General features: G+C 71.0%; 28 protein-coding genes and 1 tRNA gene. 12 read left to right on the top strand and 17 right to left on the bottom strand.

Annotated elements, in window-relative coordinates; all coding sequences use genetic code 11:
• Nucleotides 1–183 precede the first annotated feature (183 nt).
• Nucleotides 184–2214: a methyl-accepting chemotaxis protein gene (locus ABTU92_RS21035; RefSeq protein WP_408093581.1), complete on the bottom strand. Its 2031-nt coding sequence runs from the start codon at nucleotides 2212–2214 to the stop codon at nucleotides 184–186.
• A gap of 594 nt (nucleotides 2215–2808) precedes the next feature.
• Here ABTU92_RS21035 and phbB point away from each other — a divergent pair.
• Nucleotides 2809–3546, top strand: a complete 738-nt coding sequence (gene phbB / locus ABTU92_RS21030) for an acetoacetyl-CoA reductase (protein ID WP_408093583.1) — start codon at nucleotides 2809–2811, stop codon at nucleotides 3544–3546.
• 184 nt (nucleotides 3547–3730) lie between these two features.
• Here the strand turns inward: phbB and ABTU92_RS21025 are convergent, their stop codons facing one another.
• Nucleotides 3731–4330 carry a TetR/AcrR family transcriptional regulator gene (locus ABTU92_RS21025; RefSeq protein WP_408093580.1) on the bottom strand — a complete coding sequence of 200 codons (600 nt, stop codon included), beginning with the start codon at nucleotides 4328–4330 and terminating at the stop codon, nucleotides 3731–3733.
• A gap of 335 nt (nucleotides 4331–4665) precedes the next feature.
• Between ABTU92_RS21025 and ABTU92_RS21020 the strand changes: the two genes are divergently transcribed.
• Nucleotides 4666–5085 (top strand): hypothetical protein, encoded by a 420-nt coding sequence (locus ABTU92_RS21020; protein WP_408093579.1) that lies wholly within the window; start codon nucleotides 4666–4668, stop codon nucleotides 5083–5085.
• A 214-nt stretch (nucleotides 5086–5299) separates the two neighbouring features.
• On the opposite strand, the gene nusB is transcribed toward ABTU92_RS21020, so the two are convergent.
• The 4 genes from nusB to ABTU92_RS21000 all read right to left on the bottom strand — a co-directional run bounded on the left by nusB (nucleotide 5300) and on the right by ABTU92_RS21000 (nucleotide 8073).
• A complete protein-coding gene (gene nusB, locus ABTU92_RS21015) occupies nucleotides 5300–5791 on the bottom strand; it encodes a transcription antitermination factor NusB (protein ID WP_408093578.1) in 492 nt (163 codons plus the stop codon).
• Entirely contained in the window at nucleotides 5788–6318 is a 531-nt protein-coding gene (gene ribH, locus ABTU92_RS21010) for a 6,7-dimethyl-8-ribityllumazine synthase (RefSeq protein ID WP_408093582.1), read from the bottom strand. The genes nusB and ribH overlap by 4 nt, the downstream gene beginning before the upstream one ends.
• Before the next feature lie 74 nt (nucleotides 6319–6392).
• Nucleotides 6393–7004 carry a riboflavin synthase gene (locus ABTU92_RS21005; RefSeq protein WP_408093577.1) on the bottom strand — a complete coding sequence of 204 codons (612 nt, stop codon included), beginning with the start codon at nucleotides 7002–7004 and terminating at the stop codon, nucleotides 6393–6395.
• Nucleotides 7005–7206: 202 nt separating this feature from the next.
• Nucleotides 7207–8073 (bottom strand): DMT family transporter, encoded by an 867-nt coding sequence (locus ABTU92_RS21000; protein ID WP_408093576.1) that lies wholly within the window; start codon nucleotides 8071–8073, stop codon nucleotides 7207–7209.
• Nucleotides 8074–8375: 302 nt separating this feature from the next.
• Here ABTU92_RS21000 and ABTU92_RS20995 point away from each other — a divergent pair, with 302 nt between their 5' ends.
• Genes ABTU92_RS20995 through ABTU92_RS20970 form a run of 6 tightly spaced genes read left to right on the top strand, consistent with a single transcriptional unit; the run spans nucleotide 8376 to nucleotide 13296 of the window.
• A complete protein-coding gene (locus ABTU92_RS20995; protein ID WP_408093575.1) occupies nucleotides 8376–9380 on the top strand; it encodes an ABC transporter substrate-binding protein in 1005 nt (334 codons plus the stop codon).
• Nucleotides 9377–10210 carry an ABC transporter permease gene (locus ABTU92_RS20990; RefSeq protein ID WP_408093574.1) on the top strand — a complete coding sequence of 278 codons (834 nt, stop codon included), beginning with the start codon at nucleotides 9377–9379 and terminating at the stop codon, nucleotides 10208–10210. Before ABTU92_RS20995 ends, ABTU92_RS20990 begins: the two co-directional genes overlap by 4 nt.
• A 5-nt stretch (nucleotides 10211–10215) precedes the next feature.
• Entirely contained in the window at nucleotides 10216–10998 is a 783-nt protein-coding gene (locus ABTU92_RS20985; protein ID WP_408093573.1) for an ABC transporter ATP-binding protein, read from the top strand.
• Nucleotides 10995–12188, top strand: coding sequence for an NnrS family protein (locus tag ABTU92_RS20980; RefSeq protein ID WP_408093572.1), 1194 nt, complete (start codon nucleotides 10995–10997; stop codon nucleotides 12186–12188). The genes ABTU92_RS20985 and ABTU92_RS20980 overlap by 4 nt, the downstream gene beginning before the upstream one ends.
• A 31-nt stretch (nucleotides 12189–12219) precedes the next feature.
• Nucleotides 12220–12747, top strand: coding sequence for a hypothetical protein (locus ABTU92_RS20975; protein ID WP_408093571.1), 528 nt, complete (start codon nucleotides 12220–12222; stop codon nucleotides 12745–12747).
• A 12-nt stretch (nucleotides 12748–12759) separates the two neighbouring features.
• Nucleotides 12760–13296: a hypothetical protein gene (locus ABTU92_RS20970; RefSeq protein WP_408093570.1), complete on the top strand. Its 537-nt coding sequence runs from the start codon at nucleotides 12760–12762 to the stop codon at nucleotides 13294–13296.
• 171 nt (nucleotides 13297–13467) lie between these two features.
• Here the strand turns inward: ABTU92_RS20970 and ABTU92_RS20965 are convergent, their stop codons facing one another.
• The gene (locus ABTU92_RS20965; RefSeq protein WP_408093569.1) at nucleotides 13468–14682 is read right to left on the bottom strand and encodes a LysR family transcriptional regulator; all 1215 of its coding nucleotides are present in this window, start codon (nucleotides 14680–14682) and stop codon (nucleotides 13468–13470) included.
• Between the two features lie 148 nt (nucleotides 14683–14830).
• On the opposite strand from ABTU92_RS20965, the gene ABTU92_RS20960 reads away from it, so the two are divergent.
• Both ABTU92_RS20960 and ABTU92_RS20955 read left to right on the top strand, forming a co-directional pair.
• Nucleotides 14831–15697, top strand: a complete 867-nt coding sequence (locus ABTU92_RS20960) for an amidohydrolase family protein (RefSeq protein WP_408093568.1) — start codon at nucleotides 14831–14833, stop codon at nucleotides 15695–15697.
• A gap of 61 nt (nucleotides 15698–15758) precedes the next feature.
• Complete coding sequence (locus tag ABTU92_RS20955; protein ID WP_408093567.1) at nucleotides 15759–16763, top strand: tripartite tricarboxylate transporter substrate binding protein; 1005 nt, start codon at nucleotides 15759–15761, stop codon at nucleotides 16761–16763.
• Nucleotides 16764–17159: 396 nt separating this feature from the next.
• On the opposite strand, the gene ABTU92_RS20950 is transcribed toward ABTU92_RS20955, so the two are convergent.
• From ABTU92_RS20950 to ABTU92_RS20940, 3 genes are all read right to left on the bottom strand, one after another.
• Nucleotides 17160–17396 carry a hypothetical protein gene (locus ABTU92_RS20950; protein ID WP_408093566.1) on the bottom strand — a complete coding sequence of 79 codons (237 nt, stop codon included), beginning with the start codon at nucleotides 17394–17396 and terminating at the stop codon, nucleotides 17160–17162.
• A gap of 431 nt (nucleotides 17397–17827) precedes the next feature.
• A complete protein-coding gene (locus ABTU92_RS20945; protein WP_408093565.1) occupies nucleotides 17828–18127 on the bottom strand; it encodes a DUF6894 family protein in 300 nt (99 codons plus the stop codon).
• A gap of 199 nt (nucleotides 18128–18326) precedes the next feature.
• A tRNA-Asp gene (locus ABTU92_RS20940) sits at nucleotides 18327–18403 on the bottom strand.
• Between the two features lie 273 nt (nucleotides 18404–18676).
• Between ABTU92_RS20940 and ABTU92_RS20935 the strand changes: the two genes are divergently transcribed.
• Nucleotides 18677–18979 (top strand): HU family DNA-binding protein, encoded by a 303-nt coding sequence (locus ABTU92_RS20935; RefSeq protein WP_111359568.1) that lies wholly within the window; start codon nucleotides 18677–18679, stop codon nucleotides 18977–18979.
• A 196-nt stretch (nucleotides 18980–19175) separates the two neighbouring features.
• Here the strand turns inward: ABTU92_RS20935 and ABTU92_RS20930 are convergent, their stop codons facing one another.
• The 7 genes from ABTU92_RS20930 to rpiA form a co-directional block, all read right to left on the bottom strand.
• Nucleotides 19176–20096 carry a hypothetical protein gene (locus ABTU92_RS20930; protein ID WP_408093564.1) on the bottom strand — a complete coding sequence of 307 codons (921 nt, stop codon included), beginning with the start codon at nucleotides 20094–20096 and terminating at the stop codon, nucleotides 19176–19178.
• Between the two features lie 828 nt (nucleotides 20097–20924).
• Nucleotides 20925–22313, bottom strand: a complete 1389-nt coding sequence (locus ABTU92_RS20925) for a class II 3-deoxy-7-phosphoheptulonate synthase (protein WP_408093563.1) — start codon at nucleotides 22311–22313, stop codon at nucleotides 20925–20927.
• Between the two features lie 157 nt (nucleotides 22314–22470).
• A complete protein-coding gene (locus ABTU92_RS20920) occupies nucleotides 22471–22875 on the bottom strand; it encodes a type II toxin-antitoxin system VapC family toxin (RefSeq protein WP_408093562.1) in 405 nt (134 codons plus the stop codon).
• The gene (locus tag ABTU92_RS20915; RefSeq protein ID WP_408093561.1) at nucleotides 22872–23126 is read right to left on the bottom strand and encodes a type II toxin-antitoxin system VapB family antitoxin; all 255 of its coding nucleotides are present in this window, start codon (nucleotides 23124–23126) and stop codon (nucleotides 22872–22874) included. The genes ABTU92_RS20920 and ABTU92_RS20915 overlap by 4 nt, the downstream gene beginning before the upstream one ends.
• 142 nt (nucleotides 23127–23268) lie before the next feature.
• The gene (gene gor / locus ABTU92_RS20910; protein ID WP_408093560.1) at nucleotides 23269–24660 is read right to left on the bottom strand and encodes a glutathione-disulfide reductase; all 1392 of its coding nucleotides are present in this window, start codon (nucleotides 24658–24660) and stop codon (nucleotides 23269–23271) included.
• Nucleotides 24657–25208, bottom strand: a complete 552-nt coding sequence (locus tag ABTU92_RS20905) for a DUF2059 domain-containing protein (protein WP_408093559.1) — start codon at nucleotides 25206–25208, stop codon at nucleotides 24657–24659. Before ABTU92_RS20905 ends, gor begins: the two co-directional genes overlap by 4 nt.
• A gap of 32 nt (nucleotides 25209–25240) precedes the next feature.
• Nucleotides 25241–25951, bottom strand: a complete 711-nt coding sequence (gene rpiA / locus ABTU92_RS20900) for a ribose-5-phosphate isomerase RpiA (protein WP_408093558.1) — start codon at nucleotides 25949–25951, stop codon at nucleotides 25241–25243.
• 206 nt (nucleotides 25952–26157) lie between these two features.
• Between rpiA and ABTU92_RS20895 the strand changes: the two genes are divergently transcribed.
• Nucleotides 26158–26678: HAD hydrolase-like protein (locus ABTU92_RS20895; RefSeq protein ID WP_408093557.1), on the top strand; the 521-nt coding region annotated here is incomplete at its 3' end.

Raw genomic sequence — 26678 nt, 5'->3', positions numbered from 1 at the left:
GGACCCATACGCCCTGTCTCGCGTGAGCCACCGACACCGGGGATATGGATCCCGGGCTCGCGAACCTTAAGGTTCGCGCCCCGGGATGACGGGCTTCTTTCTCGCGACCGGACATCGAGCAAAAACGGGCGCCGCGGTGGCGCCCGTTTCTTTTCGCGAGGTCGATGAGAGAGGTCGCCCGGCTCAGGCGGCCCGCACCGCGCCCAAGAACTTGCCGACCTGCTGGCGCAGCGCGGTGCCGTCCCTGGAGAGCTCTCGGGCGGCGCCGAGGACCTGGGCCGAGGCCGTGCCGGTCTCGCTGGCGCCGCGGTTCACCTCGGTGATGTGGCGGGCGACCGCGTCGGTGCCCTTGGCAGCCTGCTGGACGTTGCGGGCGATCTCGGAGGTCGCGGCCCCCTGCTCCTCGACGGCGGCCGCGATCGCCGCGGCGATCTCGGCGATGTGCGCGATGGTGGCGCCGATCTCCTTGATGGCCGAGACCGAGTCGTGCGTCGCCGCCTGCATGCCGGCGATCTGGCTCGAGATGTCGCCGGTGGCCTTGCCGGTCTGGGCGGCGAGCGCCTTGACCTCCTGGGCGACGACCGCGAAGCCCTTGCCGGCCTCGCCGGCGCGCGCCGCCTCGATCGTGGCGTTGAGTGCCAGCAGGTTGGTCTGCTCGGCGATCGCCGTGATCAGCTTGACGACGTCGCCGATCCGGTCGGCCGAGTGCGACAGCGCCGTGATCCGCTCGTCGGTGGTGCGCGCCTGGGCGACGGCGTGCGCCGCGATGCGGCTCGACTCCTGCACCTGGCGGCCGATCTCGCCGACCGAGGAGGTCATCTCCTGGGTCGCCGAGGCGACCGCGGCGACGTTGGCCGAGGCCTCTTCCGACGCGGCCGCGACCGTGCCGGCGAGCGTCTCGGTCTGCTCGGCCGTCGTCGTCATGGCGCCGGCCGCCGCCTCCAGCGCGCCGGAGGCGTGTGAGACGCGCTCGACGATCTCGCCGACCGCCGCCTCGAACTCGGCCGCGAGCCGGTGCATGGCGGCGCGCCGCTCGTCGGCCGTCAGCGCCTCGGCGGCCTTGCGGTCCGCCTCGAGCTGATCGACCCGGGCGAGGTTGTCGCGGAAGGCGAGCGCGGCGCGGGCCGCCTCGCCGATCTCGTCGCCGCGGCCCGTGTAGGGCACCTCGACCGTCCGGTCGCCCTCGGCGAGGCCGTGCAGCACGGCGCCGATGCGGCGCAGCGGCTTGCCGATCGCGACGCTGCCGAACACCGCCGAGCCGATCAGCACGCCGACGACCAGAAGCCCGAGCACCACCGACATCTGCGTCGCGCGGCCGACGCCGCCGATCAGCTCGGAGGCCTCGGCCCGGACCGCCTGGGTGGTCGAGGCGACGGTCTCGTCGATGAGCTTGTCGATCTCGCCGACGATCGGGCGCAGGCGCTTCTCCAGCACCTCGCTCTGGGCGGCGCGCGCCGCCACCGTGTCGTCGATCACCCGGGAGAAGCGGGCGAGGTTCTTGTCGAGCTCGTCGACCTCGGCGATCAGGGCCGGGTCGGTCAGCTTGCCGCGGCCCTGGCGGAGAATGTCGCGGGCCTTCTTCTGCAGCGGCGGGATGCGGGCCGCCTGCGCCGCCGCCTCGGTGGCGTCGTAGCGCCAGGAGACGATGCGGGCCGTCTTCGACACCGAGTCGGCCTGGCGCACCAGCGCCTCGACGTCGGCGCCGTCCGGCTGCGCGGCCAGATCCTTCGAGGCGACGAAGGCGTCGAACGCCTTGTTCCACACGCCGAGCACCTCGTCGCGGGCGACCCACAGCTCGAAGATCCGGTTCTGCAGCGCGCCGATCTCCTCGACCGCCTTGTCGTAGGCGCCGACCAGCGCGGTGGCGCGGTCGATGCGCTCGGCATTGTCCTGCAGGCGCACCGCGCCGCGCATCTCGCCGAGATACCGGCCGGCATCCCCGGCGGTCTTGCGGAAGCTCGCCAGCGCGGCGCCGACCTCGTCCTTGGACCGCGCCATCTTGATCTCGCGATAGGCGACCCGCATCTGCTCGAACTCGACCTGGGCCCGACCGGCGTCCTGGATCAGCTTCTGGCGCATCAGCGCCGTCTCGGTCGCCCCGATGGTGTCGCGCCCGCTCAGATAGACGTTGCCGACGAGAACCGAGACCAGGGCGATGCCGATGAGGGCCGACAGCGTCAGCTTGGCGCCGACGCGCAAACGAAAACCCCGCATGTCCTTCCTCCGGGGCGAGATGCGATCTTGTGATGTGGATGAGGGCACTCGCCGCCGCGCACTAGTAAGGAGGTCAGAGGTTGCGGAGGAGTAAAGGAGCCACGCGCCTGACGCATGGAGGCGGCAGAATTCCCCCATGGCGCGATCATGGCTCGTCCGGCGGCGATGACGCACCACGGTCGTCCGCGCGGCTCGCCGACGTGCATTACGACTGTCGACCGTTGTCGACGGTCGACGCTGGAGTGACGATCCCGGACCCGGCGCTTCGGTCGCAGGTCTCGTACGACCAAAGAGTCGATCCGGACGGCCCACGCACCTTGCGGCAACCGCCGCAATCGCCCAAACTCGCCCGACTGTCATAAACGCAATTACATTTCCGGTGCACGCCGTGGCGATCTCTCGACGGCGTCGCGCCCAAGCGTCCGGATCGTCGGCGCCGAGCACGCGCCGCGGAGCGGATCAAACGCCGAGGACACGGCCACGGACCGCCCGCGCGGCCGACGGACCAACCGAGGCAGATAATCATCCCGGTCGCCGACATCCGGGTCGCGGGCGGGGGGACGAGGTCACGCCGCATTCAACGGAGGAATTCAGATCATGCGCGTTGCAGTCATCACCGGCGGTATGGGGGGCCTGGGCGAATCGATCAGCGTGAAGATGCACGCTGCCGGTTACCGGGTCGCGGTCACCTGCTCGCCGGGCAACAAGCACGTCGACGAGTGGCTGGAGAACCAGAAGAAGGAAGGCCGCGAGTTCAAGGCCTATCAGGTCGACGTCGCCGACTACGAGTCGTGCAAGGAGTGCGTCGCCAAGATCGCGGCCGAGGTCGGGCCGGTCGACGTGCTGGTCAACAATGCCGGCATCACCCGCGACTCGATGTTCCGCAAGATGACGTTCGAGCAGTGGGACGCGGTGCTGCGCACCAACCTCTACTCGGTCTTCAACATGTCGAAGCAGGTGATCGACGGCATGCTGGAGCGCGGCTGGGGCCGGATCATCAACATCTCCTCGATGAACGGCGCCAAGGGCCAGTTCGGCCAGTCCAACTACGCCGCCACCAAGGCCGGCATGTACGGCTTCACCAAGTCGCTGGCGCTCGAGGTCGGCCGCAAGGGCGTCACCGTCAACACCATCTCGCCCGGCTATCTCGGCACCAAGATGGTGCTGTCGGTGCCCAAGGAGGTGATGGACACCAAGATCCTGCCGCTGATCCCGGTCGGCCGCCTCGGTGCGCCGGACGAGATCGCCGACATCGTGGTGTTCCTGTCGTCCGACAGCGCCGGCTACATCACCGGCACCGACATCGCCGCCAACGGCGGCCAGTACATGTGAGGCTGTCGCCTCGCGACGACCGCTCCGGCGCCGCGGCGCCGGAGCGACCCGCTTGGCACGGACCGGCACGGCAGCCGCCACGCCCTCTGGCGCCACACCCTCTGGCGCAACGCCCTCTGGCGCAACGCCCTCGAACGGCGCGCCCCCGGCTGCCCCGGATGCCGCGCTTTCAGATGCCGCGCTTTCAGATGCCGCGAACCATGCAGCCGCCGCGCACCATGCCGGTCATCAGGTCGATGATCGCCGTGTTGGAGACGCCGTTGCGCCGTGACGCCCGCCAAGCGAAGTAGTCGACCGCATGGGCGATCGCCGCGTCGACCTTGTCGCGCGGCTCCGAGAGGTCCGCGAACGGCTCCGCCAGAACCTCCCGCATCCGCATCCAGGAGCCGGAATGGCCGGCGCAGAACTGCTTGAGGTCGGGCGCGTCCTCGACGTCGCGCAGAATGTTCCACAGCGCCGGCGAAAGCCGCTCGAAGAACGCGTAGAGCTCGCCGAGCCCGCGCCGCAGCCGCGCCTCCGGATCGGCGACCGCGGTCCAGGCCTCCGCGTCGGGCAGCGGATTGTCGGTCCAGAAGCGGTCCGCGCAGGCGAGATAGAGGGCGTTCAGCGTCGGGAAGTGGCGGTAGACGGTCGGGCGCTCGACCCCGGCCCGCTCCGCGATCGCCAGGATGCTGGTGCGTGTCGGTCCGACGCTGCAGTGCAGGTCGACAGCGGCCGCGATGATCCTCTGGCGCGTGGCATCCTGGCGGACGGCGCGACGCTTGAGCTCGTACTTGCGAGCCATCTGTGCATTCCAAACTTACTGTCGAATGGTTGCCGATATCGACGGCCTTAGAATGGAGCTAGTACATTAATATCTTTTGCTGGCAATGGAACACTCTTTACCGGTCCGTACTTTTCCCGCTCTCCCGAATTTTCCGTCCTTCCGCAGCGATGGTCGCGAACCGGGATCTCGATCCCCGGCGGCTTCGGGCTAATCCGACTCGCCGCGGCGCGGACGGGCGCCGGCGTTATCTCGTCCTTCAGGCTTCCGTGCGAGAAATGGCCGACGGGCCCGGCCGGTCGGCGCGGGCGGCCGTGTTGCGTTCGAGGGCCAGCTTCCGATCGAAAGGACCACAGATGACGCGGACCGGGATCATGCGCGCGGCGGCGTGCGCCGCGACCGTCGCCGTCGCGACCGTCACCTTCGCGCCTGCCGCCTCGGCACAGGCGCCCTACCCCTACCGGCCCGGCTACGCGCGGGTGGCGCCGCCGGCCTACGGCTATTCCTGGCGGCCGGGCTACGGCTGGTACGTGTCGTATCGGACGCGGCTGCCGGGTGCGCGCGCCGGCTTCGTGCCGGTCGGCGGCCCGGTGCCGTACGGGGCTTACGGTCCGGTCGGCTGGGCGACGCCCTATCAGGACGGCACCATTTATGCGACCGACGCGCGGCGGATCTACGCCTACCCGACCTATGTGGTGCCCACCGCGACGGCCGTGACCTACGGCACCGGCTGCCTCCCCGGGTCGGGCTGCGCCTGGACGCTCGGCTGGCGCTGAGGAGCCACTGGTCCGAAGCCTCGTGTCCCGGGCGCGGCGCAACGCGCCGCGAACTGGGACCCAGGGCGACCGAACGAGGGGACTGCCCAAACTGCTGACCGTGCTGCCCCTGGGCCCCGGCTCTGCGGCGCAACGAGCCTACGGCTCGATGCGCCTTGTCCGGGGCACGCGGCCGAGGACGGTGAGGCTCACGCGAACACCCGACGAGCCCGCCTCACACCTGGGGGGCGGGATCGAACTCGCCGGCGCGCAGCCTTCGCGCGACCTCGTCGAGCACGGCGTTGACCATGCCGGTCTCGTCGCGGTCGACGAAGGCGTTGGCGACGTCGACATACTCGGAGACGACGACGCGGGCCGGGATATCGCGGCGCTTGTCGAGCTCCCAGGCGCCGGCCCGCAGCACCGAGCGCAGGATCGCCTCAACGCGCTTGAGCGGCCAGCTCGATTCGAGCGCCTGGTCGACCAGCGGGTCGAGCTTGCGCTGGCCCTCGACGACGCCGTTGACGATGTCGCGGAAGAAGCTCTCCTCGGCCGGGAGATACTGCTCGCCCTCGACCTCGCGGCCGATCCAGTGGCTCTCGAACTGGGCGAGGATCTCGTGCAGCGGCGTCGCCGCGATGTCCATCTGGTAGAGCGCCTGCACGGCGGCGAGCCGCGCGGCGCCGCGGCGGTTCGCCTTGCGCACCGGTTTCGGCTCGCGGTTCACCGCTCGCTCCGCGGGCTCTGCAGGTGGCGCTTCACCCGGATCAGCGAGGTCACGGCGGCGGCCGCGACACCGCCCTTGTCGCCGCGCTCCGGATCGGCGCGGGTCTCGGCCTGCTCGTGCGTGTCGGTGGTCACGATGCCGTTGCCGATCGGCACCCGATGGCGCACCGCGAGGTCCATCAGGGCGCGGGCGGACTCGCCGGCGACGATGTCGTAGTGGCTGGTCTCGCCGCGGATCACGCAGCCGAGCGCCACGATACCGTCGAACGGCAGCCGCCGCGTGTGGACGGGCGCCTCCAGCGCGATCGCCACGGCCTGCGGCACCTCGAGGGAGCCGGTCACGCTGACGATGTCCCACTCGACGCCGGCGGCGTCGAGCACCCGCCGGGCGCCTTCCAGCAGCGCGTCGGCGATGGCGCCGTAATAGCGCGCCTCGACGATGAGGATGCGCGCGCCCGGCAAGGGCTCTTCGGTGGTGCGGGTCGCTGTGCTCGGTCCGGCCATGGGGTCCCTCGGTCGCGCCGTCAGTAGCAAGTCGGCAGGACCGGCCGCAACCCCGACCGCGGCAGACCGCCCCTGCGCGGCGACGTGGCGCGCCGGGTCTAGGCCGGAGAGGCCTCCGCGAGGCGTGCGGCATAGCGCGCCATCAGGTCGACCTCGAGGTTGACCGGGTCGCCCGGCGCGAGGTCGCCCAGCGTCGTCACCTGCAGCGTGTGCGGGATCAGCAGCACCGAGAAGGCGTCGCCGTCGACGTCGTTGACGGTGAGCGACACGCCGGCGAGCGTCACCGAGCCCTTGGTGGCGACGAAGCGGGCGAGCGGCGCCGGCGCCCGGAACGTCATCTTGGCCATCTCGCCGAGATTCTCTCGCGCCACCAGCGTGGCGAGGCCGTCGACATGGCCGGTGACGAGGTGGCCGCCGAGCTCGTCGCCGATCTTCAGCGCCCGCTCCAGATTGATCCGCGATCCGACCGTCCAGCGACCGACCGTGGTGAGCCGCAGCGTCTCGGCGGCGGCGTCGACCGAAAACCAGGTGCGCCCCGCCTCCACCCCGGCGGCCACCACGGTGAGGCAGGTGCCGCTGCAGGCGATCGAGGCGCCGTCGACGATGGTCGCGCGGTCGTAGGCGCAGGCGATGGTGAGGCGGCGGAGGTCGTCGGCGCGCGGCGCGACCGCGACGACGGTGCCGATATCGGTGACGATGCCCGTGAACATGGCCCTGGATTAGTGCGGTGCGAGGGGGAATGCAATGTCGAGCCTCGTGTCCCGGGCGCGGCGCACCGCGTCGTGACCCGGGACCCAGGAGCGATCGGGCGATGCGCCTGCCCTGTCGCCCCTGGGTCCCGGCTCTGCGGCGCGTCGTGCCTTCGGCCCGACACGCCTCCGTCCGGGACACGGAGTCGGGAGCCCTTCCCCATCACCCTTTCTTGCGCCCGGTCTCGTGCCACAGCAGCGCGAGGCCGGAGGCGACGACGACGGCGGAGCCGATCAGGAGGTGCACGGTGGGCACGTCGCCCCACACAAGGAAGCCGATCCCCATCGCCCACACGAGCGACAGGTAATAGAACGGCCCGACCGCGCCGGCCGGCGCGAGATGGAGGGCCTTGGTCCACCAGTACTGGCCGATGGCGTTCGACACGCCGTTCACCAGCATCAGCACGCCGTCCCAGACCGTCGGCATGACGAAGCCGAACGGCAGCGCCGCGGTGAAGATCACGGTCAGCATCACCATCTGCCACATGGTGAGGGTGGCGGGCGACTCGGTGCGGGTCATGCTGCGCACGCCCGCCGTGACGAGGCCGTAGAGCACCGCATTGCCGATCGCGAACAGGAAGCCGATCTGGAACGTCTCGGCACCCGGATGGGTGACGATCAGCACGCCGGCGAAGCCGGCGACCAGCGCGGCCCAGCGGGCGCGCCCGGCCGTCTCCTTGAAGATCAGGGCCGAGAAGAGGGTCGCGAACAGCGGCGCCGAGAAGTTGACCGCGATGACGCTCGCCAGCGGCATCAGGCTGAGTGCGATCATGATGCAGGTCTGCGCCGCCGCCTGGGTGACCGAGCGGGTTACGTGGTCGCGCAGCCGGCGCGTGCGGAACACCTCGAGGCCGGTCTTCGGCAGGATGATGATCGACACCGTGACCAGCGACACCAGCACCCGGACGAACAGGATCTCGCCGACCGGATAGGTCGCGACCTGCCATTTCGAGACGGCACTGCCGATCGCGAACATGATCGTGCAGCCGATCATGAACAGGATGCCGGAGACGACGGAACGCGAGGCCATGGACACGGACGGGGGTGCGGGCGGGGTATCGGACGCAGGGATCCGGGCGGGACGGCCGGACGACGCTGCGCGGGACCGCGCGCGCGACCGGACACGCCAGAACTCGCCGGCTGCGGCCGTGCCGTCAAGCGCCCTTGGAAGGGTTTGCAATTTCCAACGGTTCCAAGTCTGCTCTGATTCAAACTCTGCTCTGTACTTTCTCGTATGACGGGCCAACCGGCGACCGACTATCCAGCCCAGCACCCACGGCCGGACCGCCGCCGGCAGGCGCGCGGTCGCCCGACGAAGCAGGAGGATGCGGGATGGTGTTTGCGAGCCGACGCGACGCACTGACGGGCCTCGCCGCCACCGGCCTCGCCGCCGTGATCCCGCGCAGCCCGGCGATGGCCGGCGAAAAGCTCGCGAGCGTCGTGATCAACGGCATGCCCGCGACGCCGTCGGTCGTGATGGCGCGGCTGATCGAGACCGGCGCGCTGTCGCGCTTCGCCGACAAGGCGCAACTGAAGGTGTGGCGCACGCCCGACCAGATGCGGGCCGGCGTCGTCTCGGGCGAGATGGCGGTGTTCGGCACGCCGTCCTACTCGTGCGCCAACATGCGCAACCGCGGCGTCCCGGTGCGGCTGATGAACATCGTCACCTGGGGGCTCCTCTATCTGATGAGCCGCGACGACAGCGTCCAGAAGATCGAGGACATCGCCGGAAAGCCGGTGCTGATGGCGTTCCGCAACGACGCACCCGACCTGATCTTCCGCATGACGCTGCGCAAGCTCGGCATGAACCCCGACACCGACGTGAAGCTGCAATACGTGGGCACGCCGACCGAGGCCGTGCAGCTTCTGCTCGCCGGTCGTGCCTCCCTCGCCGTGATCTCCGAGCCGGCCGCGACGGCGGCGCAGGTCCGCGGCGCGGCGGCCGGCGTCACGGTGCGTCGCACCGCCGACCTCACCGCCGTGTATGGGCGGCTCACCGGGCGGCCGCCGCGCATCGCCCAGGCCGGGCTCGGCGTGCGGGAGGATTTCCTCCAGGCGAATCCCGAGGTGGTTCGGGCGATCCACGAAGGCTGCGTCGCGAGCGCCCGCTGGGTGCTCGACAACCCGGCCGAGGCCGGCAAGCTCGGCGCGACGACGCTCGACCTCGCCGCACCGGTGGTGGAGAAGTCGATTCCACATTTCCGCCTCGACGTCGTCGCCGCCGCCGACGCCAAGCCCGACCTCCAGCACTACTTCACGGCCCTGATGGAGATGTCGCCCGACATCCTCGGCGGCCGGCTGCCCGACGACGCCTTCTACTGGGGCCCGGCCGCATGATCCGGCTGCGCGCCCGCCTCGCCCGAGCATTGGACCAAGCATTGGACTATGTCTGGGGCGGCTGGGGCGCCGCCGCGAGCCTGTTGCTGCTCGTCGCGCTGTGGGAGGCCGGCCACGCCGCCTACGGCACGCTCGTTCTCCCCTCGCCGCGCGAGACCTTCGCGTCCTTGTGGCAGATGACGCTCGCCGGCAAGGTGTGGCCGGCCGTCGTCGAGACCAGCCGCAACGCGCTGCTCGGCTTCGCCTTCGGCGTCGTCTTCGGCGGCGTTCTCGGCGCGCTCGCCGGCCTGTCCGACATGATGCGCCGCATGCTGGCGCCGATCGCGACGCTGATGCTCGGCATCCCGGCGATCGCCTGGGTGGTGCTGTCGCTCTTGTGGTTCGGCGGCTCCGGGCTCGCCGTGGTGTTCACCGTGATGGTGACGAGCGCGCCGATCGTGTTCGCCAGCGCCGCCGAAGGCGTGCGCAGCCTCGACGGCGCGCTGCGCCGGATGGCGCGCGCCTTCCGGGTGCCGCGCCACGTGCTGGTGACCGACGTCTACCTGCCGCACATGCTCTCCTATCTGTTCCCGGCGGTCGCCACCGCGCTCGCGCTGTCGTGGAAGGTCGCCGTGATGACCGAGCTCCTGAGCGGCGCCGGCGGCATCGGCGACGGGCTCGCGACGGCGCGCGTGCAGGTCGACACCGTCAAGGCGATGGCCTGGATCCTGGTCGTCGTGCTGCTGCTGCTCGCGGTCGAGTATCTGTTGCTCGAGCCGCTGCGCCGCCGCCTGCTCACCTGGCGGCGCGACCTCCCCGGCGCCGAGGCGCGCGACATGCCGGGGATCTGATCAGCATGACGCTCGCACCCGGCGGCACTCTGGCGACGACGACGCCCGGCCTCGTGGTCGAGGCCGTGTCGCATGCGTTCGGGCCGGAGCCGGTGCTGGCGAAAATCTCCTTCGCGCTGCCCGCCGGAAAAGTCGGGTGCCTGATCGGCCCATCGGGCTGCGGCAAGAGCACGCTCTTGGCGATGATCGGCGGCCTCGTGCAGCCCGACCAGGGCCGCATCCTCCACGGTTTTGCGCGCCCCGCCTTCGCGTTCCAGGATCCCTGTCTGCTTCCCTGGAGGGACGCGCGAAAGAACATCGCGTTCGGGCTGAAGGCGCTGCCGATGCGCGCCGCCGAGCGGCTGGCGCGCGCGGACGCGCTTCTGCGCGTCGTCGGCCTCTCCGAGGACGACGGCGACAAGTTCCCGCACGCGCTGTCGGGCGGCATGCGTCAGCGGGTCGCCCTCGCCCGCGCGCTGGCGATCGAGCCGGACCTGCTGCTGCTCGACGAGCCGTTCAGCGCGCTCGACGTCGGGCTGCGCCGGCAGATGCAGGCGCTGGTGCAGCGGCTGATCGACGCGCGCGGGCTCACGACCGTGCTGGTGACGCACGACCTCGCGGAAGCCGTGCGCATGGCCGATCGCATCGTCGTGCTCTCGCCGCGCCCGGCCCGCCTCGCCGCCATGCACGACATCGCCGTGCCGCACGCGGCGCGCGACGACGGCTTCGTCCATGCCGAGGTCGGCCGTCTGCTCGCCGATCCGGCGACCGCGACGGCGCTCTCGGTCGAGCCGGAGTCGCCGCGATGAAGCCCGTCGTCCCGCAAGCGACGCGCGACGTCGTGCTCAGCGAAGCCTTCCGGCCGTTCTTCCTGCTGGTGCCGCTCGCCGCCGTCGCGGCCGTGCTGCCGCTGCCGGTAATCTGGACCGGCCTCGTCGGCGCCGGCACGGTGGGGAGCGCGGCCTGGCACGCGCACGAGCAGATCTTCGGCTGCCTCGCCGCCGCGATGGCGGGCTTCGCGCTGACCGCCTTCCCGAGCTGGACGGGCACACCCCCTGTCGCCGGCCGGCCGCTCGCCGCGCTGGTGCTGGTCTGGTTCGCCGGCCGCGTCGCCTTCTGGCTCGACGGCGTGCTGCCGGCCGAAGTGGTCGCGCTCGCCGACCTCGCCTTCCTGCCGGCCGTATTCGGCACCGCCCTGCCCGCGCTCTCGAAGCCCGGCCGCCGGCCGCTCGATCTCGGCCTGGTGATGCTCGGGCTGCTCGCCGCGAATTTCTGGTTCCACATGACGCGGCTCGGGGCGCTGCCCGGCACGCCGGACGCCGCCGTGATCCTCGGCCTCGATCTCCTGCTGGTCGCGATCGCGCTGGCGCTCGGCCGCATCCTGCCCGTGGCGCTCGGCGCCGCGCTGCGCGAGACCGGGCGGAAGGGTCCGCCGCGGCTTTCTCCCGGGCGCCGGCATCTCGCGGTCGCGACGCTCGTGCTGTTCGCCATCGCCGACACGGTCGCCCCGGCGAGCCCGGTGACCGGCTGGATCGCGCTCGCCGCCGCCTGCGCCCAGCTCGACCGCATGGTCGAGCTGCATCGCGGGCCTGCGCTCCTGCGCCCGCAGGTGCTGCTGTTCTACGTGGCACAGGCGTTTCTGGCGGCCGGGCTCGCCGGACTCGGCGCCGTGGCGCTCGGCGCCGGCTTCGATCCGACCGGCCTGCGGCACCTGCTCGGCATGGGCGCCGCCTCGCTCACCGTCGCCACCGTGATGTCGATCGTGTCGCTGCGCCACACCGGCCGCAGCTTCCCGCTGCCGCGCGCCGTGTGGATCGCACCCGCCCTGATCGTCGCGGCGACGCTGTTCCGCGTGATCGCCCCCGAGATCGCGCCCGCCGCGATGCCGTGGCTCGGCGTCGCGCTGCCGAGTGCGCTGTGGGCCGCCGGTTTCCTCGCCTGGCTCGCCGTGTTCGGCCCCTGGCTGGTCGCGCCTCGGATCGCCCCCACGGCAGGATGAAATCACGTCGCTGATTTTGAAAGGAGAGACGATGACGCACGTTTTGAAGATGCGCGGGTCGAAGCAGAACCCCGTCGCGATCAGCTACGAGCAGATGCTCACGTTCCACGGCGGCCCGCATCCGGGCGGCGTCGCGGTCGCCTACAAGGTCCTGGAGACGGCGTTCCCGCTGATCTCGCCGGACGGTCCGCCCGAGCGCAGCGCCATCCAGGTGGCGATCGGGGTCGACGGCCCCGGTGTCGTCGACGGCCTCGAATGCGCCACCCGCGCCTTCAGCCGCCAGCGCGCCGTTCTCGATCACGGCGCCAAGAAGGGCCAGGCGGTGTGCGGCGAGCACTTCTGGTTCGAGATCCGCCACAAGGGCACGTCGGTGAGCCTGTGGCTCAAGGAGGGCACGCTGACGAGCGAGTTCCTCGCCCTCGCCGCGAAGGCCGCGGGCGGCCTCGCGAGCGCCGCCGAGGTGGCGCGCTTCGACGCGCTGCGCCACGAGATGGCGGAGCGCGTGCTGGCGTCGCCGGCCGCCGACCTGTTCGAGATCGGCCCCGTGGTGAAGAGCTGAAGGACCGCTGACATGATCCCGTCCATCAAGATTCGCGATTACGCGGGCGAGCTGACCATCACGCTCGACGACCTCGAGGCGTTCCACGACAAGGATCACTTCGGCGGCGTGGTGCTGTCGATCAAGGTGCTGCAGCGCGCCTTCGCCGCCTTCCCGGGCGCCGGCATCCCGCATCGCGACGAGGTCGCCATCGTGGCCGGCCTCAACCCGCCGGGGCTCATCGACTCGTTCGAGTTCATGCTCCGCGCCATGTCGCGCAAGCGCCTGGTCGTCGACCAGACGCTGGCGCACGGCCCGGCCTCGCCGTTCGGCCGCTTCTGCTTCGAGGTCCACCGCCCCTGCGGCGCCGTGGCGCTGTGGGTGCGCGAGGGCCTGCTGCCGGACGACTTCGCCACCACCGGCAAGAAGGTCGAGGCCGGCTTCGGCACCGAGGCCGAGATCGCCCGCTGGAACGGCTACAAGCGCGACGTCGGCGTCGCCATGATCCCGATGAGGCCCGAGGACATCCTCGAGCTGCGCCCGATCGAGAGCCGGCGGATGGTCGCATAAGCGCGACGCCTCGTGTCCCGGGCACGGCGCGTTGCGCCGCGTCCGGGGCACGTTAGAGGTGCTGGTCATTCCGGGGCGCGGCGAAGCCGCGAACCCGGAATCCAGCGGCAGGTTTCGAAGCGTGCGGCTGGATTCCGGGTTCGGCACTTCGTGCCGCCCCGGAATGACGGATCACGGGGCGGCCGCAGGGCGTGACACCTCCCGCAGCCGCTCCAACAACTCCGCCTGCACGGCGGTCGGCAGCCAGTCGGCGCGCGTGGTGACGCCGACGACGCGGCGCGGATGCGGCACCGGCAGATCGAGCACCGCGAGATCGTCCGGGCCGCCGGCGCCGTCGCGGGCGACGCCGAGGCGCGGCAGCAGGCTGAGCCGGTCGGTCTCGGCCAGCACGGCGACGATGCCGCCGAGCGAGTCCGCCTCGATGTCCACCCCGGCCGGCAGCGCCCAGGCGGCGCGCACGCGGTCGACGACGGCGCGGCGCGGCAGCGTCGCGGTCGGCACCACCCAGCCATAGGGCCGCAGATCGGCGGGCGTCAGGTCGCGGCGGCCGGCGAGCGGATGACCGCGCCGGCAGGCGATTCGGTACGGGTCGTCGAACAGCGCCGCCTCGGCGAGATCGTCGAACGGCGGCGGCGCCCGCAGCGCCCCGAAGATCAGGTCGAGGGCGCCGCTGCGCAGGCTTTCGGCGAGGCTCGCATACGGCGCCTCGCTAATGGTGACACGAGCGCCCGGATGCGCGCCCAGCACCGCCTCGGCGGCCCGGGCGACGAGCCGCACCGGGGCGAGCGCGAGAACGCCGATGACCACCGTGGCGGCCGCGCTGCCGCGCGCGAGCGCCAGCTCCTCGCGCGCCGCCCTCACCTCGGCCGCGGCGAGCGCGAAGCGGCGGGCCAGCTCGGCACCCGCCGCCGACAGGCCGACGCCGTCGCGGGTGCGGCGGTAGAGGGCGACGCCGATCAGCTTCTCGAGGTCGCGGGCGGCCCGGTGCAGGGTCGGCTCGGCGATGCCGAGCGCCGCCGCTGCGCGCCGGAACGTCTGGGCCGTCCACACGGCCGAAAGCGCGCGCAGATGGGCGTCGGCGAGCGCCCGCACGATGCGGGTCGCCGCATCTCCGTCCGGGGCCGCGCCGGTCGCGATGCCGACCGCGCCGCGGAGCTGGCCGAACAGGCGCCCGGTGCGGCGCGCCAGCAGTCGCCCGGCGTCGGTCGGCACGGCGCCGTCGCCACGCCGCTCGACGAGGGTCGCGCCGAGCTCCGCCTCCAGGGCGCGGACGGCCCGGCTCACCGCCGGCTGGGTCAGCCGCAGCGCCGCGGCCGCCGCCGTCATGCCGCCGGCGGTCGCCACCTGATCGAAGGCGCGCAGCCGGCCGAGCCGGGTCCCGTCCACGCGAAGCATCCTCTCTCGACGGCCGACCCGGCCGGCAGGCGGGTCGATCTGAACAAGTCGACTTAGCATGAATTCATGGCGCGCAGCAGCGTTGGAATGCCGGCCGAACGGCCGAGAAATGCTGAACTGGCGCGCCCAGGAGCCGCCCATGACCGCCATCATCGACATCCACACGCATGTGATCTCGCCGGATACGGCGCGCTATCCGCTGGCGCCGCTCGGCGGCAAGCAGTCGGACTGGTCGCACGCCCATCCCTGCACGGCCGAGGAACTCGTCGCGGCGCTCGACGAGGCCGGCGTGGAGAAGGCCGCCGTGGTGCAGGCCTCGACGGCCTACGGCTTCGACAATTCCTACGCGGCCCATGCGATCGCGACCTTCCCGGAGCGCTTCACCGGCGTGTTCTCGATGGACCTGTTCGCGCCCGACGCCGCGGCCGTGTTCGACGGCTGGCTGGCGAAAGGCTTTACGGGGCTGCGCCTGTTCACCACCGGCACGACGCAGCCCGGCCAGGCCGGCTGGCTCGCCGATCCGCGCACCTTCCCGATCTGGGAGCGGGCCGAGGCGGCCGGCGTGCCGGTCTGCGTGCAGATGCGCCCCGAGGGCGTTGACCAGCTCACGGTGCTGCTCGACCGTTTCCGCAAGGTCCCCGTGGTGCTCGACCATCTCTCGCGCGTCGACCTCTCGGACGGCGCGCCCTACGACAAGGCCGACTGGCTGTGGCGTCTCGCCGAGCGACCCAACGTGGTGCTGAAGCTGACCAGCCGGACGGTGCGCGAGGCGTCGAACGGGGCGGCGCGACCGGAGGACTTCTTCCCGCGCCTCGTCCGCGTGTACGGTGCGGAGCGCATCGCCTGGGGCTCCAACTTCCCGGCCGAGCCGGGGCCGATGAGCAACATCCTCGCCGCCGCCCGCACGGCACTGTCCTGCCTGTCCGAGACCGACCGCGAAAAAATCTTCGCCGGCACGGCGCGCCGGCTCTATCCCGCCCTCGCCGCCGCGCCGGTGCCCGCCTGATCACCCTGCCTTCCTGGTGCCGTTCGAGGCATCGGGCAAAAACAACGACCGGAGGACCACCATGACCGCCGCCCTCGCCCGCCTGCACACCGACCGTCGTAATCTGCTCGTCGGCGGCCTCGCCGGAGCCCTCGCCGCGCTGCTGCCGGCGTCCGCGCGGGCGCAGGCCGGCTACCCGAACCGGCCGGTCCGCATCATCGTGCCTTACGGCGCGGGCGGCATCGCCGACGTGACGATGCGGATGGTGGCGCAAAAGCTCTCCGACAAGTTCGGCCAGCAGTTCATCATCGACAACCGGCCGGGCGCCGCCGGCGTGATCGGCATCAACTCGGTGGTCGCCTCGACCCCGGACGGCTACACGCTGGCGATGATCGGCGGCGGGCTCACGGCGGCGAAGTCGCTGTTCAAGTCGCTGCCCTACGACCTCGAGCGCGACCTGGTGCCGATCTCGACCACGGCCGCCTACGGCCTGGTCATCGCGACCAAGGCGGGGTCGCCGCTGAAGAGCGTCGCGGACATCATCGCGGCCGCCAAGGCGTCGCCCGGCAAGCTCAATTTCGGCTCGATCAATCCGGGCAGCAACCAGCATCTCGGCGGCGAGCTGTTCAAGTCGATGGCCGGCATCACCGTCACGGCGATCCCGTTCAAGACGACGCCGCAGCTCGTCACCGCGATGATCCAGGGCGACGTCGACGTGCTGTTCGAGTATCAGGCCGCCCTGCAGGGGCCGCTGGAGGAGCGCCAGATCGTCGCCGTGGCGACGACCGCGACGCAACGGGCGCCATCGCTCCCCGACGTGCCGACCGTCGCCGAGAGCGGCCTGCCGGGCTACGAGGTGACGAGCTGGAACGGCCTCGCGGCGCCGGCGGCGACGCCACCCGACATCGTCGCGACGCTCAACAAGGCCGTGGTCGAGGTGCTCGCCCTGCCCGACATCCAGGCGGCCGCGACGCGCTACGGCATGGCGGCGCAGGGCTGCTCGGTGGAGGACTTCAAGGCCCGCATCGCCCGCGAGGTGGCCAAATGGGCCAAGGTGGTGGAAGCCGCCGGCATCGAGAAGAAGTAGACGGAGAGGCTGTTCGGCTCGCCATCGGCCGGGAGGCGCGGCTTCGTGTCCCGGACGCGGTGCATCGCACCGCGAGCCGGGACCCAGGGCAATCAGGCGACGTGATCACCGTGCGGCCCCTAGGCCCCCGTTCTACGGCACGGCGCCTGCGGCTCGCCGTGCCTTGTCCGGAGCACGAGGCCGAGACACGCGGACAAGGATCGGCGAAGTCCGTCTCAGCGAGGACTTCCCGGAATTCGTCATTCCGGGGCGCGCCGAAGGCGCCAACCCGGAACCAGCGGCAAGCTCGACTGTCATGGCTGGATTCCGGGTTCGGCGCGGAGCCTGTCGTCGGGCCGGCCAAAGGCCGGACCCGATGGCGCCGCCCCGGAATGACTGAATATTGCGAAGTCCGCCTCAGCGGTTCACGCAGCTCCAGACGAAGCTCGCGCGCTGCGACGGGCTGAAGGCGTGCTCGCGCGCCTGCTGCTCGCAGGCGGGGCGCCGCTCGCGCCTTGCGGCGAGCTCGTCGCGCAGCATCTCGCCGGGACTGGCCGACGCCACCACCTGTCCGGCCGGCGACGTCGATCGCGTGCAGGCCGCGGCCGTGAGGCCGATGGCGACCGCGCAGAGAAGGCCGACGGCATTCCGCATGGGGATCACACCTCGAAACGGGTTATCCCCTCCCCGCGTAAAGATTAACACCGGACGTCCCGTCTTGAACAGCCGGTGGTTTTCCTGAACCGGCCGACCCTGTGCATGGCCGGGGGATCGGGCCGCCGCCGTCGGACGGAGCCTTCCCATTCGGCACGCCGCCGGGGCCGGGAGCACCGCCCGGGAAGCATCATGGAACCAATCGGCACGATCCGCGTTGAACCCCATCACCGGCAGCGGCAACGGGCGTCGGTGGCTGAGAGACCGTTTGTGCTCCCGCTCGTCAGACGGGAGCCTGCGCATGCGGTCGCTCACTTATCGCCTCGTTCTTGAGGGCGACGAGGTCGCCTGGGAAGTTCGCACGGGCGATGGTCGCCTCGTCGCTTTCGGGAGAGCCGGTGACACCGTCGCGGCAAGAGCGGCCGCGTTGGCTACGGTGTGCGGTTCTCGTTCGCCAGCGCTGGCGACCGGTCCGGATGAGTTTGAAATCGGCGGCTCAAGAATCGGCGGTTCCTCTCTGGACGGTTCAGGGGAACCGAGTACACCAGCCGACCGGTCTCATCCTCCACGACGATGAAGGCTCCTTCGACGAGACCGGGGTCGACGTTACGGGCGAGTTCGGATGCGACCTGTCGCGCGTTCTCGACCGCGTCGAGAACGGAGGGGAGACCTTCACCCGTGGTGTCCCGAGCCGACCTACTGCCCGACAGGTGGAAGAAGAAGCGGGGCATGCCGAAGCTCCAGCCGTTTATCACAAGCCCCCAGTCGCCGAAATGTTCCGAGCCCGACCGGAAGCCTGCTCGTCGCCCTGACTTCTCGGACGGCTCGCCGCTCCGCCCACGACCAAGCGGACGACGGAAAGCGTCGATCGGCGACCACCGAATGAACTGTAAGGCTGTTCGGGGAAGTCTGCCAAGTCTCTGAAAAGACTGGCGGGAGCGACGGGGCTCGAACCCGCGACCTCCGGCGTGACAGGCCGGCGCTCTAACCAACTGAGCTACGCCCCCGAACTTCGGAGCCGTTCTCCTAGGGCCCTGCCCGACCGAAGTCAAGCACACATCGCGACGATCGGAACCGCGCCGGAACGGCGCTGCGACGGCACACGAGTCCGCCCGCGCCGCGCGTCGAAAAGTGCTGTCAAACGGGCGGATTCTCTGCCGCATGTCGCGGAAACCCGTAAAACATGGGCACTTCCGTCGATTGGCGCTGGCGACGGCCGAAGAATCGTCTATGTGACGGGCAGTTTCGGCGTCCATCGATCCGCAGAGGAGGGATAAGAGATGGCCAAGGCAGCGACCACGACGACCCCGACCATCACGCTCAAGCACCTCGCCGCGACGCTCGCCGGCGAGCACGAGATCGCCAAGAAGCAGTCCGAGGCGATTCTCGGCGACTTCGTGGGTCTCGTGGTCAAGCACCTCAAGAAGGGCGATCGCCTGCGCATCGGCGGCCTCGGCATCCTCCAGGTCAAGAAGCGCGCCGCCCGCATGGGCCGCAATCCGGCGACCGGCGAGGCCATCAAGATCAAGGCGAGCAAGAAGGTCGCCTTCCGGGCCGCCAAGGAGCTCAAGGACTCGATCTGAGTCGAGAGAGGACGGGGCCACTCCCCTCGCCTTCGTCATGGCCGGGCTCGTCCCGGCCATCCACGTTCGCCCCCCTGACCTCGCGCGGAATCGTGGATGCCCGCGACGAGCGCGGGCATGACGCGCCGTCGGTCGGGGTGCGTCGATCGGCTGATGCGGCGCGCGCGACGCGCGAGCCGCATGCTCCGCCCCCCGCTCAGAACCGCCCCTTCGCCTCCAGCAGCAGACCGTAGCGCTGCTGCTCGAACCGGGTGAGGTCGTAGGTCTGGGCGAAGCTCGGACCGAACGTCACCGTGCCGGTGTCGGCGTTCAGTCCCCAGTAGCGCCCGCCAGCGCCGATCGCCAGGTGCGGCGTGACGGCGTAGTGGACGAACAGCTCCGCCTCGACGCCCCAGCCGCGCGACGAGCGCGAGATCACGTTGGGGGCCGGGCCGAGATCGTTCATGCCCTGGCGCAGCAGGTGGCTGTCCTTGTTCTCCACATGGGCGACCGGGACCCAGGCGACCTCGCCCGACACCGACCAGCCCGGCAGGAACTCCCAGCGGCCATCGACGCCGAGCCGCAGCGCGTGCCAGGTCGGCTCGTAGACGAACACGGCGGTCGCGTCGCTCACGAGCCGGGTGCCGGCCGGCACGCCCCAATAGGCGCCGCCGAAGTCGTCCGGATTGGTGACCAGGCCGGAGGCGCCGAGCATCTCGTTCCAGTAGTGGTAGCCGACGAAGCCGCCGACCCGCCAGCCGGCCTTCGGCACCTCGAACGACCAGCCGGCGTCGACGATGCCGTAGCGCAGGCTGTCGCCCGTCACGGTGCTGGTCGTGTCGGAGAACTTCCATTGGCCGGCGAAGAAGTCGCGGTCGACGATGGTGCCGCCGTCGAGCGTGCCGGCACCGATCAGCCCCTTCACGAAAATCCGGGTCGGCTGGTGGGCGATGCGCGCGAACGCCTCCCCGGCGTGGCCGTTCATGCCGCGCCAGTCGAGCGTCGAGGTCGGATCGCCGTAGCCCGGAACACCGTTGCGGAAGCCGAAATCGACCTTGCCGGTCGAGTACCAGTAGCGTGCCCCGACATCGATCTTGAACGGCGCCGGTGCGACCGGGACCACATAGGCGGGGCGCATCGGGGGCGCCTTGGCGATCGGGGCCGGAGCGGACGATATCGCGCCGGTCGTGCGCGGCGCTGCGTCGGGCGGGGCCGGCGCGGCGGTCTCCGAAAAGCTCGGCCAGGCCGGTCCCCAGTCCGCGTCGGACGATGCGCGGCTCGCCGGGCGCGGGTCGCGCGCCGGGCGCGTGTCACGCGCCGAAATCGTGGCAGGCGCGGCGATCGCGGGGAGGCTTCCGGTGATGTCCGGGTCGGCCGCAGGAGACGACGGCTGTGCCCGCCTCTCCTGCGTGGCCGAAACGTCGGCGGTCGGCGACGGCTGTGCCCGTCGCGGTTCCACCGTGGAGCCGGCGGGCCGCGCCTCCGTCCCGTCGGACGGCAGGCTGGGCCAGCGCGGACCCGGATCCCAGACCGTGGCCTCGCCCGTGGGTTCGGACGGAAGCCGCGGCCATTCGGCGGCGGCAGCGGGACCGAGGGATACGAGGGGGATCGAGACCGCCAGGGTCGCCAACGCCGTCGCGGCGCGAAACGAGCGGCCCCTGTCCCCTGTCACTCCCGGCTCCCTGTGCCTCCGTGAACAGGAACAATTTGAACTGATTTGTTATCGATTCATTGCCGAACGCGCCGGCCCGGCGGCGCGAGTTCGCCGGCGCGGTTAATGCGGGGTGAAGGGGGAGCAGTCCCGCGAGGCAGACACCGCCGCCGTCCTCATGGTGAGGAGCACTCCGGAGGAGTGCGTCTCGAACCACGAGGCTCCCGACTCGGCCGCCCCCGCCCTTCGAGACGGCTGCTTCGCAGCCTCCTCAGGACGAGGGCGGAGTGAGGTCGCTTCCGTGGCGCGGCCTGATCACAAGCTCGCGGCGGCCGGCATCGGGACGTGGCGGGCGAGGCGCTCCTTCTTGAGGAGCTCGGCGAGCAGGAAGGCGAGGTCGATCGACTGCTCGGCGTTGAGCCGCGGATCGCAGAAGGTGTGATAGCGGTTGTTCAGATCCTCGTCCGAAATGGCGCGGGCGCCGCCCGTGCATTCGGTGACGTTCTGCCCGGTCATCTCCAGATGGACGCCGCCGGCGATCGTGCCCTCGGCCGCGTGCACGGCGAAGAAGCCCTTCACCTCCTGGAGAATGCGATCGAACGGCCGGGTCTTGAAACCGGAGGCCGAAGAGATCGTGTTGGCGTGCATCGGATCGCACGACCAGATCACGTTGCGCTTTTCGCGCGCCACGGCGCGAACGAGCGGAGTCAGAAGCTCGCCGACCCGGTCGGCGCCCATGCGGCAGATCAGAGTGAGGCGGCCCGGCTCGTTCTCCGGATCGAGCACCTCGATCAGCCGCATCAGATCGTCGGCCTTCATCGACGGCCCGCATTTGAGCCCGATCGGGTTCTTGATGCCGCGGCAGTACTCCACGTGGGCGTGGTCGAGCTGGCGGGTGCGGTCGCCGATCCACAGCATGTGGCCGGACGTGCAGTACCAGTCGCCGCTCGTCGAATCGACGCGGGTCAGCGCCTCCTCGTAGCCGAGGAGGAGCGCCTCGTGGCTGGTGTAGAGCTCGGTGCCGCGCAGCTCGGGATGCCGCTCGAGATCGAGCCCGCAGGCCTGCATGAAGCCGAGAGCCTCGGAGATGCGGTCGGCGAGCTCCATGTAGCGGCGCGACTGCGGACTGTCCTTCACGAAGCCGAGCATCCACTGATGCACGCTGGCGAGATTGGCGTAGCCGCCCTGCGCGAAGGCGCGCAGCAGGTTCAGGGTCGCGGCCGACTGCCGGTAGGCCTCGAGCTGGCGGCGCGGATCCGGGATGCGCGCCTCGGCCGTGAAGTCGTTGCCGTTGACGATGTCGCCGCGATAGCTCGGCAGCGACACGCCGCCCTGCGTCTCGACCGGCGAGGAGCGCGGCTTGGCGAACTGGCCGGCGATGCGTCCGACCTTCACGACGGGCGACGCCGCCGCATAGGTGAGCACCACCGCCATCTGCAGGAAGACGCGGAAGAAGTCGCGGATGTTGTTGGCGCCGTGCTCGGCGAAGCTCTCGGCGCAGTCGCCGCCCTGCAGCAGGAAGCACTCGCCGGCCGCCACCTTGGCGAGCTGGCGCTTCAGGCTGCGAGCCTCGCCTGCAAAAACCAGCGGCGGAAACGTCGCGAGCTGCTTCTCGACGGCCGACAGTGCGTCCAGGTCCGGGAAGTCCGGCACCTGCTGGATCGGCTTCCTGCGCCAGCTCTCGGGGGTCCACCGCTCGGGCATGGTCTGGTCCTCGTCGCGCGCCGGCCGGGTCTCGTCCCGGAGGTCTCTCGTTCCGCGCGGGAGGCCTTATACACGAGGGATGCGCCGGCAGGCCAGAGGCGCGGCCAGGGCCGCGGAACGCGCCTTCACCGGCCCGGCACAGCCGTCCCGACGGCGATCATGCGCCACCGGCGAGGGCCGACGCGACGTCGGTGTGGCGGAAGTCGTCGCCCTTGAACAGCAGCGGCTCGCCGGTCGCCTTGGCGAGCGCATAGCTGAAGCAATCGCCGAAGTTCAGCCGCGCCGGATGCCCACTGCCGCGGCCGAAATCCCGATAGGCCTGGCGCGCGATGCGCGCGTGGGCCTCGGTGAAGGCCTCGATGGAGATCGAGGCCTCATCGAGCATGTCATCGAGCCGCCTGGCCAGAACCGGATGATCGTTCCGATCGACAATGATCCCGCATTCGACATAGCTCGCCGCGGACAAACGCCGTATCGGCGCGACCTCCAATGCAGCCGCATAGCGCGCAGCGTCAGGCTCGCCCTTCAGGATCGCGATCAACGCCGACGTGTCGATGATCACTTCGGCAGTCCGTTCTCGTCGTAGAGGAGGTCGCCGTGATCCATCGACTTCCACGGCTCTTTCCAGAGCGGAGCCGTCTCGCGTCCGATCGCCAGCAGCCGCTCGGCCAGACCGGGCTTCTCCTGCGGCCGCACTTTCTCCAGCCGCTCCCGCAGCGCGATCGTCACCGCATCGGTGAGGGTCTCGCCCGTCACCCGGGCGAGCTCCTCGGCGAGGCGCAGCGCCTCCTCGGTGTCGATGTTCAGGCCCATGCGAGGCTCCGTCGGTCCGGTGCCCACGAGTGTAAGGCGTGGCCCGCCGCATCAACGGTTGCGCACCCGACGTACTGCACGCCCGCGGCGGAGCCGCGGACAAGCGCCCTGCTCCGCCGACCGGCGTCCTGCGCGGCCGCCCCTACTCGGCCGCCTTGCGGCGGTGGCGCAGCGTCGGCTGGCGCATCGTCACCAGCTCCTCGGCCGCGGTCGGGTGCACGGCCATGGTGGCATCGAAGTCGGCCTTGGTCGCGCCCATGCGGACCGCGATGCCGACCAGCTGGATCATCTCACCCGCCCCCTCGCCAACGATGTGGCAGCCGAGCACGCGCTGGCTCGCGGCGTCGACCACGAGCTTCAGGAGCACCGTGGTGTCGCGCCCCGACAGCGTCGCCTTCATCGGGCGGAAGCTGGTCTTGTAGACGTCGACGTCGCCGAACTCCGCGATCGCCTGCGCCTCGGAAAGCCCGACGGTGCCGACCTCCGGCTCGGAGAACACCGCGGTCGGGACACAGCGATAATCGACCTTGGTCGGCTTGCCGCCGAACACCGTGTCGGCGAAGGCGTGTCCCTCGCGGATCGCGACCGGCGTGAGATTGACGCGGTTGGTCACGTCGCCGACCGCCCAGATGCCGGGCACCGAGGTCTGCGAGTATTCGTCGACCGCGATGCCGCCGTTCGGTGCGATCTTGATGCCGACCGTCTCCAGCCCCAGCCCGCGCACGTTGGGCGGGCGGCCGATCGCGAACATCACGGCGTCGGCGGCGACCTGCATGTCGCAGGAGAGATGCGCCGTGTAGTGCTTGCCGTGTGGCTCCACGGCCGTCACGGTCGCGCCCGTGATCACCTTGATGCCGCGCTTCTCGAGCTCCATGCGAAGCTGCTGGCGAACGTCGTCGTCGAAGCCGCGCAGAATGTTCTCGCCGCGATAGACGAGCGACACCTGGCTGCCGAGCCCGGCGAAGATCGAGGCGAACTCGACCGCGATGTAGCTGCCGCCCTGGACCAGCACGCGGGCCGGCAGATGGTCGAGCGCGAGCGCCTCGTTGGACGAGATCACGTGCTCGATGCCCGGGATCGAGGGCCCGAGCGACGGCGTCGCGCCGGTGGCGATCAGGATGTGCTCGGCCCTGATCAGCTCGCCCGAGGGCTCGAGCCGCACGGTCTTGGCGTCGTGCAGCACGGCGCGGCTTTCGACGATCTCGACCCCGGCCTTGCCCAGCGTCGCCTTGTAGGCCGCCTCGAGGCGGCCGATCTCGCGGTCCTTGCTGGCGATCAGGCTCGCCCAGTCGAAGGTCGGCGCCGTGTCGCTCCAGCCGAAGCCGACCGCGTCCTCGAACGCCTCGCGAAAGCGGGCCGCGTAGACCAGGAGCTTCTTCGGCACGCAGCCGCGGATCACGCAGGTGCCGCCGACCCGGTACTCCTCGGCGACCATCACGCGGGCGCCGTAGCCGGCCGCGATGCGGGCGGCGCGCACGCCTCCCGAGCCGGCTCCGATGACGAACAGGTCGACGCGGCGCTCGGTCGTGGTCACAGGGTATGGCCCTTCTTCTTCATCTCCTCGCGGAACCGGCTCATCACCTGCTCCGAGAACGCGTCGGCCCACACCTGCGCCCGCTTCAGGCCCTGGTCGATCACGCCCGGCTCCTCGGTCGCCATCTTCTTGCCGAGCGGCGACTTGTAGAACGTGACGAGCTCCTTCAGCTCGGCCTCGCTGAACTTCTGGGCGTAGACCTTGGCGACCTCGCCGAGCAGCTCGGCGCGCTTGCTCTCGTAGTCCTTGCGCAGCTGCAGCGCGACTTCGCCGAGCTCCTTGCCGAGCTGCGGGTTGGTCGGCAGGAAGGCGTTCTTCACGTACTCGATGACGCCGTTGACGATCGGGTCGAACACGGCGTTGCCGCCCTTGACCATGATCAGCTCGCGCGCCGCCGAAACGGCGGCGGGCGACGGATCGGCGGGCTGCTGGGTCTGTGCCTGAGCTTGCGCCGGGACGAGGCCGACCGTGCCGGCGACCAGCGCGGCCGCGGCAGTGGCGCGAAAGAGCGTGACGAGCGAGGTGGCGAGCGGACTGACCAGAGACATGGGAACCCCCTGTTGGCGACGCTGCGGGTCGTCTACCCGCGGACGACGCGGGCGGTTTCGATGCGGATGCCGGCGCTGCCCGCGAGGATCGCGGTGCGCACCAGCCCGATGAACAGGCCGTGCTCGACGACGCCCGGGACGGCGGCGAGGCGTTCGGCGAGCGCCGCCGGATCCGGGATGCGGCCGAGCGCGAGATCGAGAATCAGGTGCCCGCCGTCCGTGACGAAAGCGTGGCCCTCGCGGGTGCGGCGCAGCACCGCCCGCCCGGCGCAGCCGGCCGCCACGGCCGCCGCCTCGACCGCGATCGTCGTCGGCGCGACGCCGAACGGCACCACCTCGACGGGCAGCGGGAAGCGGCCGAGCGTCTCCACCCACTTGCTCTCGTCGGCGATCACCACCATACGGGCCGAGGCCGCCGCGACGATCTTTTCGCGCAGCAGCGCACCGCCGCCGCCCTTGATGGCCGAGAGGTCGGGGGCGATCTCGTCGGCACCGTCGACCGTGAGATCGAGGGCCGGCGTCTCCTCGAGCGTCGACAGGCGAATGCCGGCCGCCTCGGCATCGGCGCGCGTCGCCTCGGAGGTCGGCACGCCGATCACGTCGAGGCCGCCGCGCACCCGCTCGCCGAGCAGCGCGACGAAGTGCTTGGCGGTGGAGCCGGTGCCGAGACCGAGCCGCATGCCGGGCTCGACGAGATCGACGGCGCGGGCGGCCGCCTCGCGCTTGAGGGAGTCAGGAGTCATCGCTTTGCCCGGACGGGGGTCTGGAACGCTCGTTTGGAGCGCTCGTGGTATGCCGGCCCGCTATGTAGCCTCGTTCCGCCGCCTCGCCTAGAGCACGATCCCGCGACGGGGCTCTGCGGCGACCGGACCGCTTGCGCCGGCGCCCCGGCCCGGCCTAGACCGGAGCGGGAGCCCCGGCCGCGATCGCCGGGCCAGCCGAGACCGCCATGCACCAGCCCGCGCCGTCGCCGCTCGTCGTGTTCGACCTGGACGGCACCCTGATCGACACGGCGCCGGACCTGATCGACACGCTCAACGGTCTCCTGGTCCGCGAGGGGCTCGCCGCCGTGCCGTTCGACGAGGCGCGCCGCTTCATCGGCGGCGGCGCCCGGCTGCTGATCGAGCGCGCGCTCGGCGCCCACGGGCGCGATTGCGGCCCCCCCGAGATCGACCGCCTCTACGGCGTCTATGTCGACGATTACGCCGAGCGCATCGCGGCGCTGTCGCGGCCGTTCCCCGGCCTCGTCGACGCGCTCGACACGCTCGACGCGGCCGGCTGCCGCTTCGCCGTGTGCACCAACAAGCTCGAGCGCCTGTCGGTGAAGCTGCTGGAGGCGCTCGGCCTCGCCGGCCGATTCGCCGCGATCTGCGGCCAGGACACCTTCGTGGCCATGAAGCCCGACCCGCGCGCCCTCCTCGGCACCATCGCGGCGGCCGCCGGCACGCCGTCGATGGCCGTGATGGTCGG

Origin of the sequence: Rhodoplanes sp. SY1 (assembly GCF_046000175.1) — a bacterium.
GTDB lineage: Bacteria > Pseudomonadota > Alphaproteobacteria > Rhizobiales > Xanthobacteraceae > Rhodoplanes.
This window is presented reverse-complemented; position numbering and strand designations above follow the sequence as displayed.

Bases quoted from the DNA above. Each gene is read 5' to 3' on its own strand.
- ABTU92_RS20970 (WP_408093570.1), top strand. From the start codon at position 12,760: ATGATCCCGTCCATCAAGATTCGCGATTACGCGGGCGAGCTGACCATC.
- ABTU92_RS20955 (WP_408093567.1), top strand. From the start codon at position 15,759: ATGACCGCCGCCCTCGCCCGCCTGCACACCGACCGTCGTAATCTGCTC.
- ABTU92_RS21035 (WP_408093581.1), bottom strand. From the start codon at position 2,214: ATGCGGGGTTTTCGTTTGCGCGTCGGCGCCAAGCTGACGCTGTCGGCC.
- ABTU92_RS21025 (WP_408093580.1), bottom strand. From the start codon at position 4,330: ATGGCTCGCAAGTACGAGCTCAAGCGTCGCGCCGTCCGCCAGGATGCC.
- ABTU92_RS20980 (WP_408093572.1), top strand. From the start codon at position 10,995: ATGAAGCCCGTCGTCCCGCAAGCGACGCGCGACGTCGTGCTCAGCGAA.
- ABTU92_RS20990 (WP_408093574.1), top strand. From the start codon at position 9,377: ATGATCCGGCTGCGCGCCCGCCTCGCCCGAGCATTGGACCAAGCATTG.
- ABTU92_RS20960 (WP_408093568.1), top strand. From the start codon at position 14,831: ATGACCGCCATCATCGACATCCACACGCATGTGATCTCGCCGGATACG.
- ABTU92_RS20915 (WP_408093561.1), bottom strand. From the start codon at position 23,126: ATGGGCCTGAACATCGACACCGAGGAGGCGCTGCGCCTCGCCGAGGAG.
- ABTU92_RS20925 (WP_408093563.1), bottom strand. From the start codon at position 22,313: ATGCCCGAGCGGTGGACCCCCGAGAGCTGGCGCAGGAAGCCGATCCAG.
- ABTU92_RS21000 (WP_408093576.1), bottom strand. From the start codon at position 8,073: ATGGCCTCGCGTTCCGTCGTCTCCGGCATCCTGTTCATGATCGGCTGC.
- ABTU92_RS20905 (WP_408093559.1), bottom strand. From the start codon at position 25,208: ATGTCTCTGGTCAGTCCGCTCGCCACCTCGCTCGTCACGCTCTTTCGC.
- ABTU92_RS20985 (WP_408093573.1), top strand. From the start codon at position 10,216: ATGACGCTCGCACCCGGCGGCACTCTGGCGACGACGACGCCCGGCCTC.
- ABTU92_RS20995 (WP_408093575.1), top strand. From the start codon at position 8,376: ATGGTGTTTGCGAGCCGACGCGACGCACTGACGGGCCTCGCCGCCACC.
- ABTU92_RS20950 (WP_408093566.1), bottom strand. From the start codon at position 17,396: ATGCGGAATGCCGTCGGCCTTCTCTGCGCGGTCGCCATCGGCCTCACG.
- ABTU92_RS20935 (WP_111359568.1), top strand. From the start codon at position 18,677: ATGGCCAAGGCAGCGACCACGACGACCCCGACCATCACGCTCAAGCAC.
- ABTU92_RS21005 (WP_408093577.1), bottom strand. From the start codon at position 7,004: ATGTTCACGGGCATCGTCACCGATATCGGCACCGTCGTCGCGGTCGCG.
- ABTU92_RS21020 (WP_408093579.1), top strand. From the start codon at position 4,666: ATGACGCGGACCGGGATCATGCGCGCGGCGGCGTGCGCCGCGACCGTC.
- ABTU92_RS20930 (WP_408093564.1), bottom strand. From the start codon at position 20,096: ATGCGCCCCGCCTATGTGGTCCCGGTCGCACCGGCGCCGTTCAAGATC.
- ABTU92_RS20975 (WP_408093571.1), top strand. From the start codon at position 12,220: ATGACGCACGTTTTGAAGATGCGCGGGTCGAAGCAGAACCCCGTCGCG.
- rpiA (WP_408093558.1), bottom strand. From the start codon at position 25,951: ATGACTCCTGACTCCCTCAAGCGCGAGGCGGCCGCCCGCGCCGTCGAT.
- ABTU92_RS20945 (WP_408093565.1), bottom strand. From the start codon at position 18,127: ATGCCCCGCTTCTTCTTCCACCTGTCGGGCAGTAGGTCGGCTCGGGAC.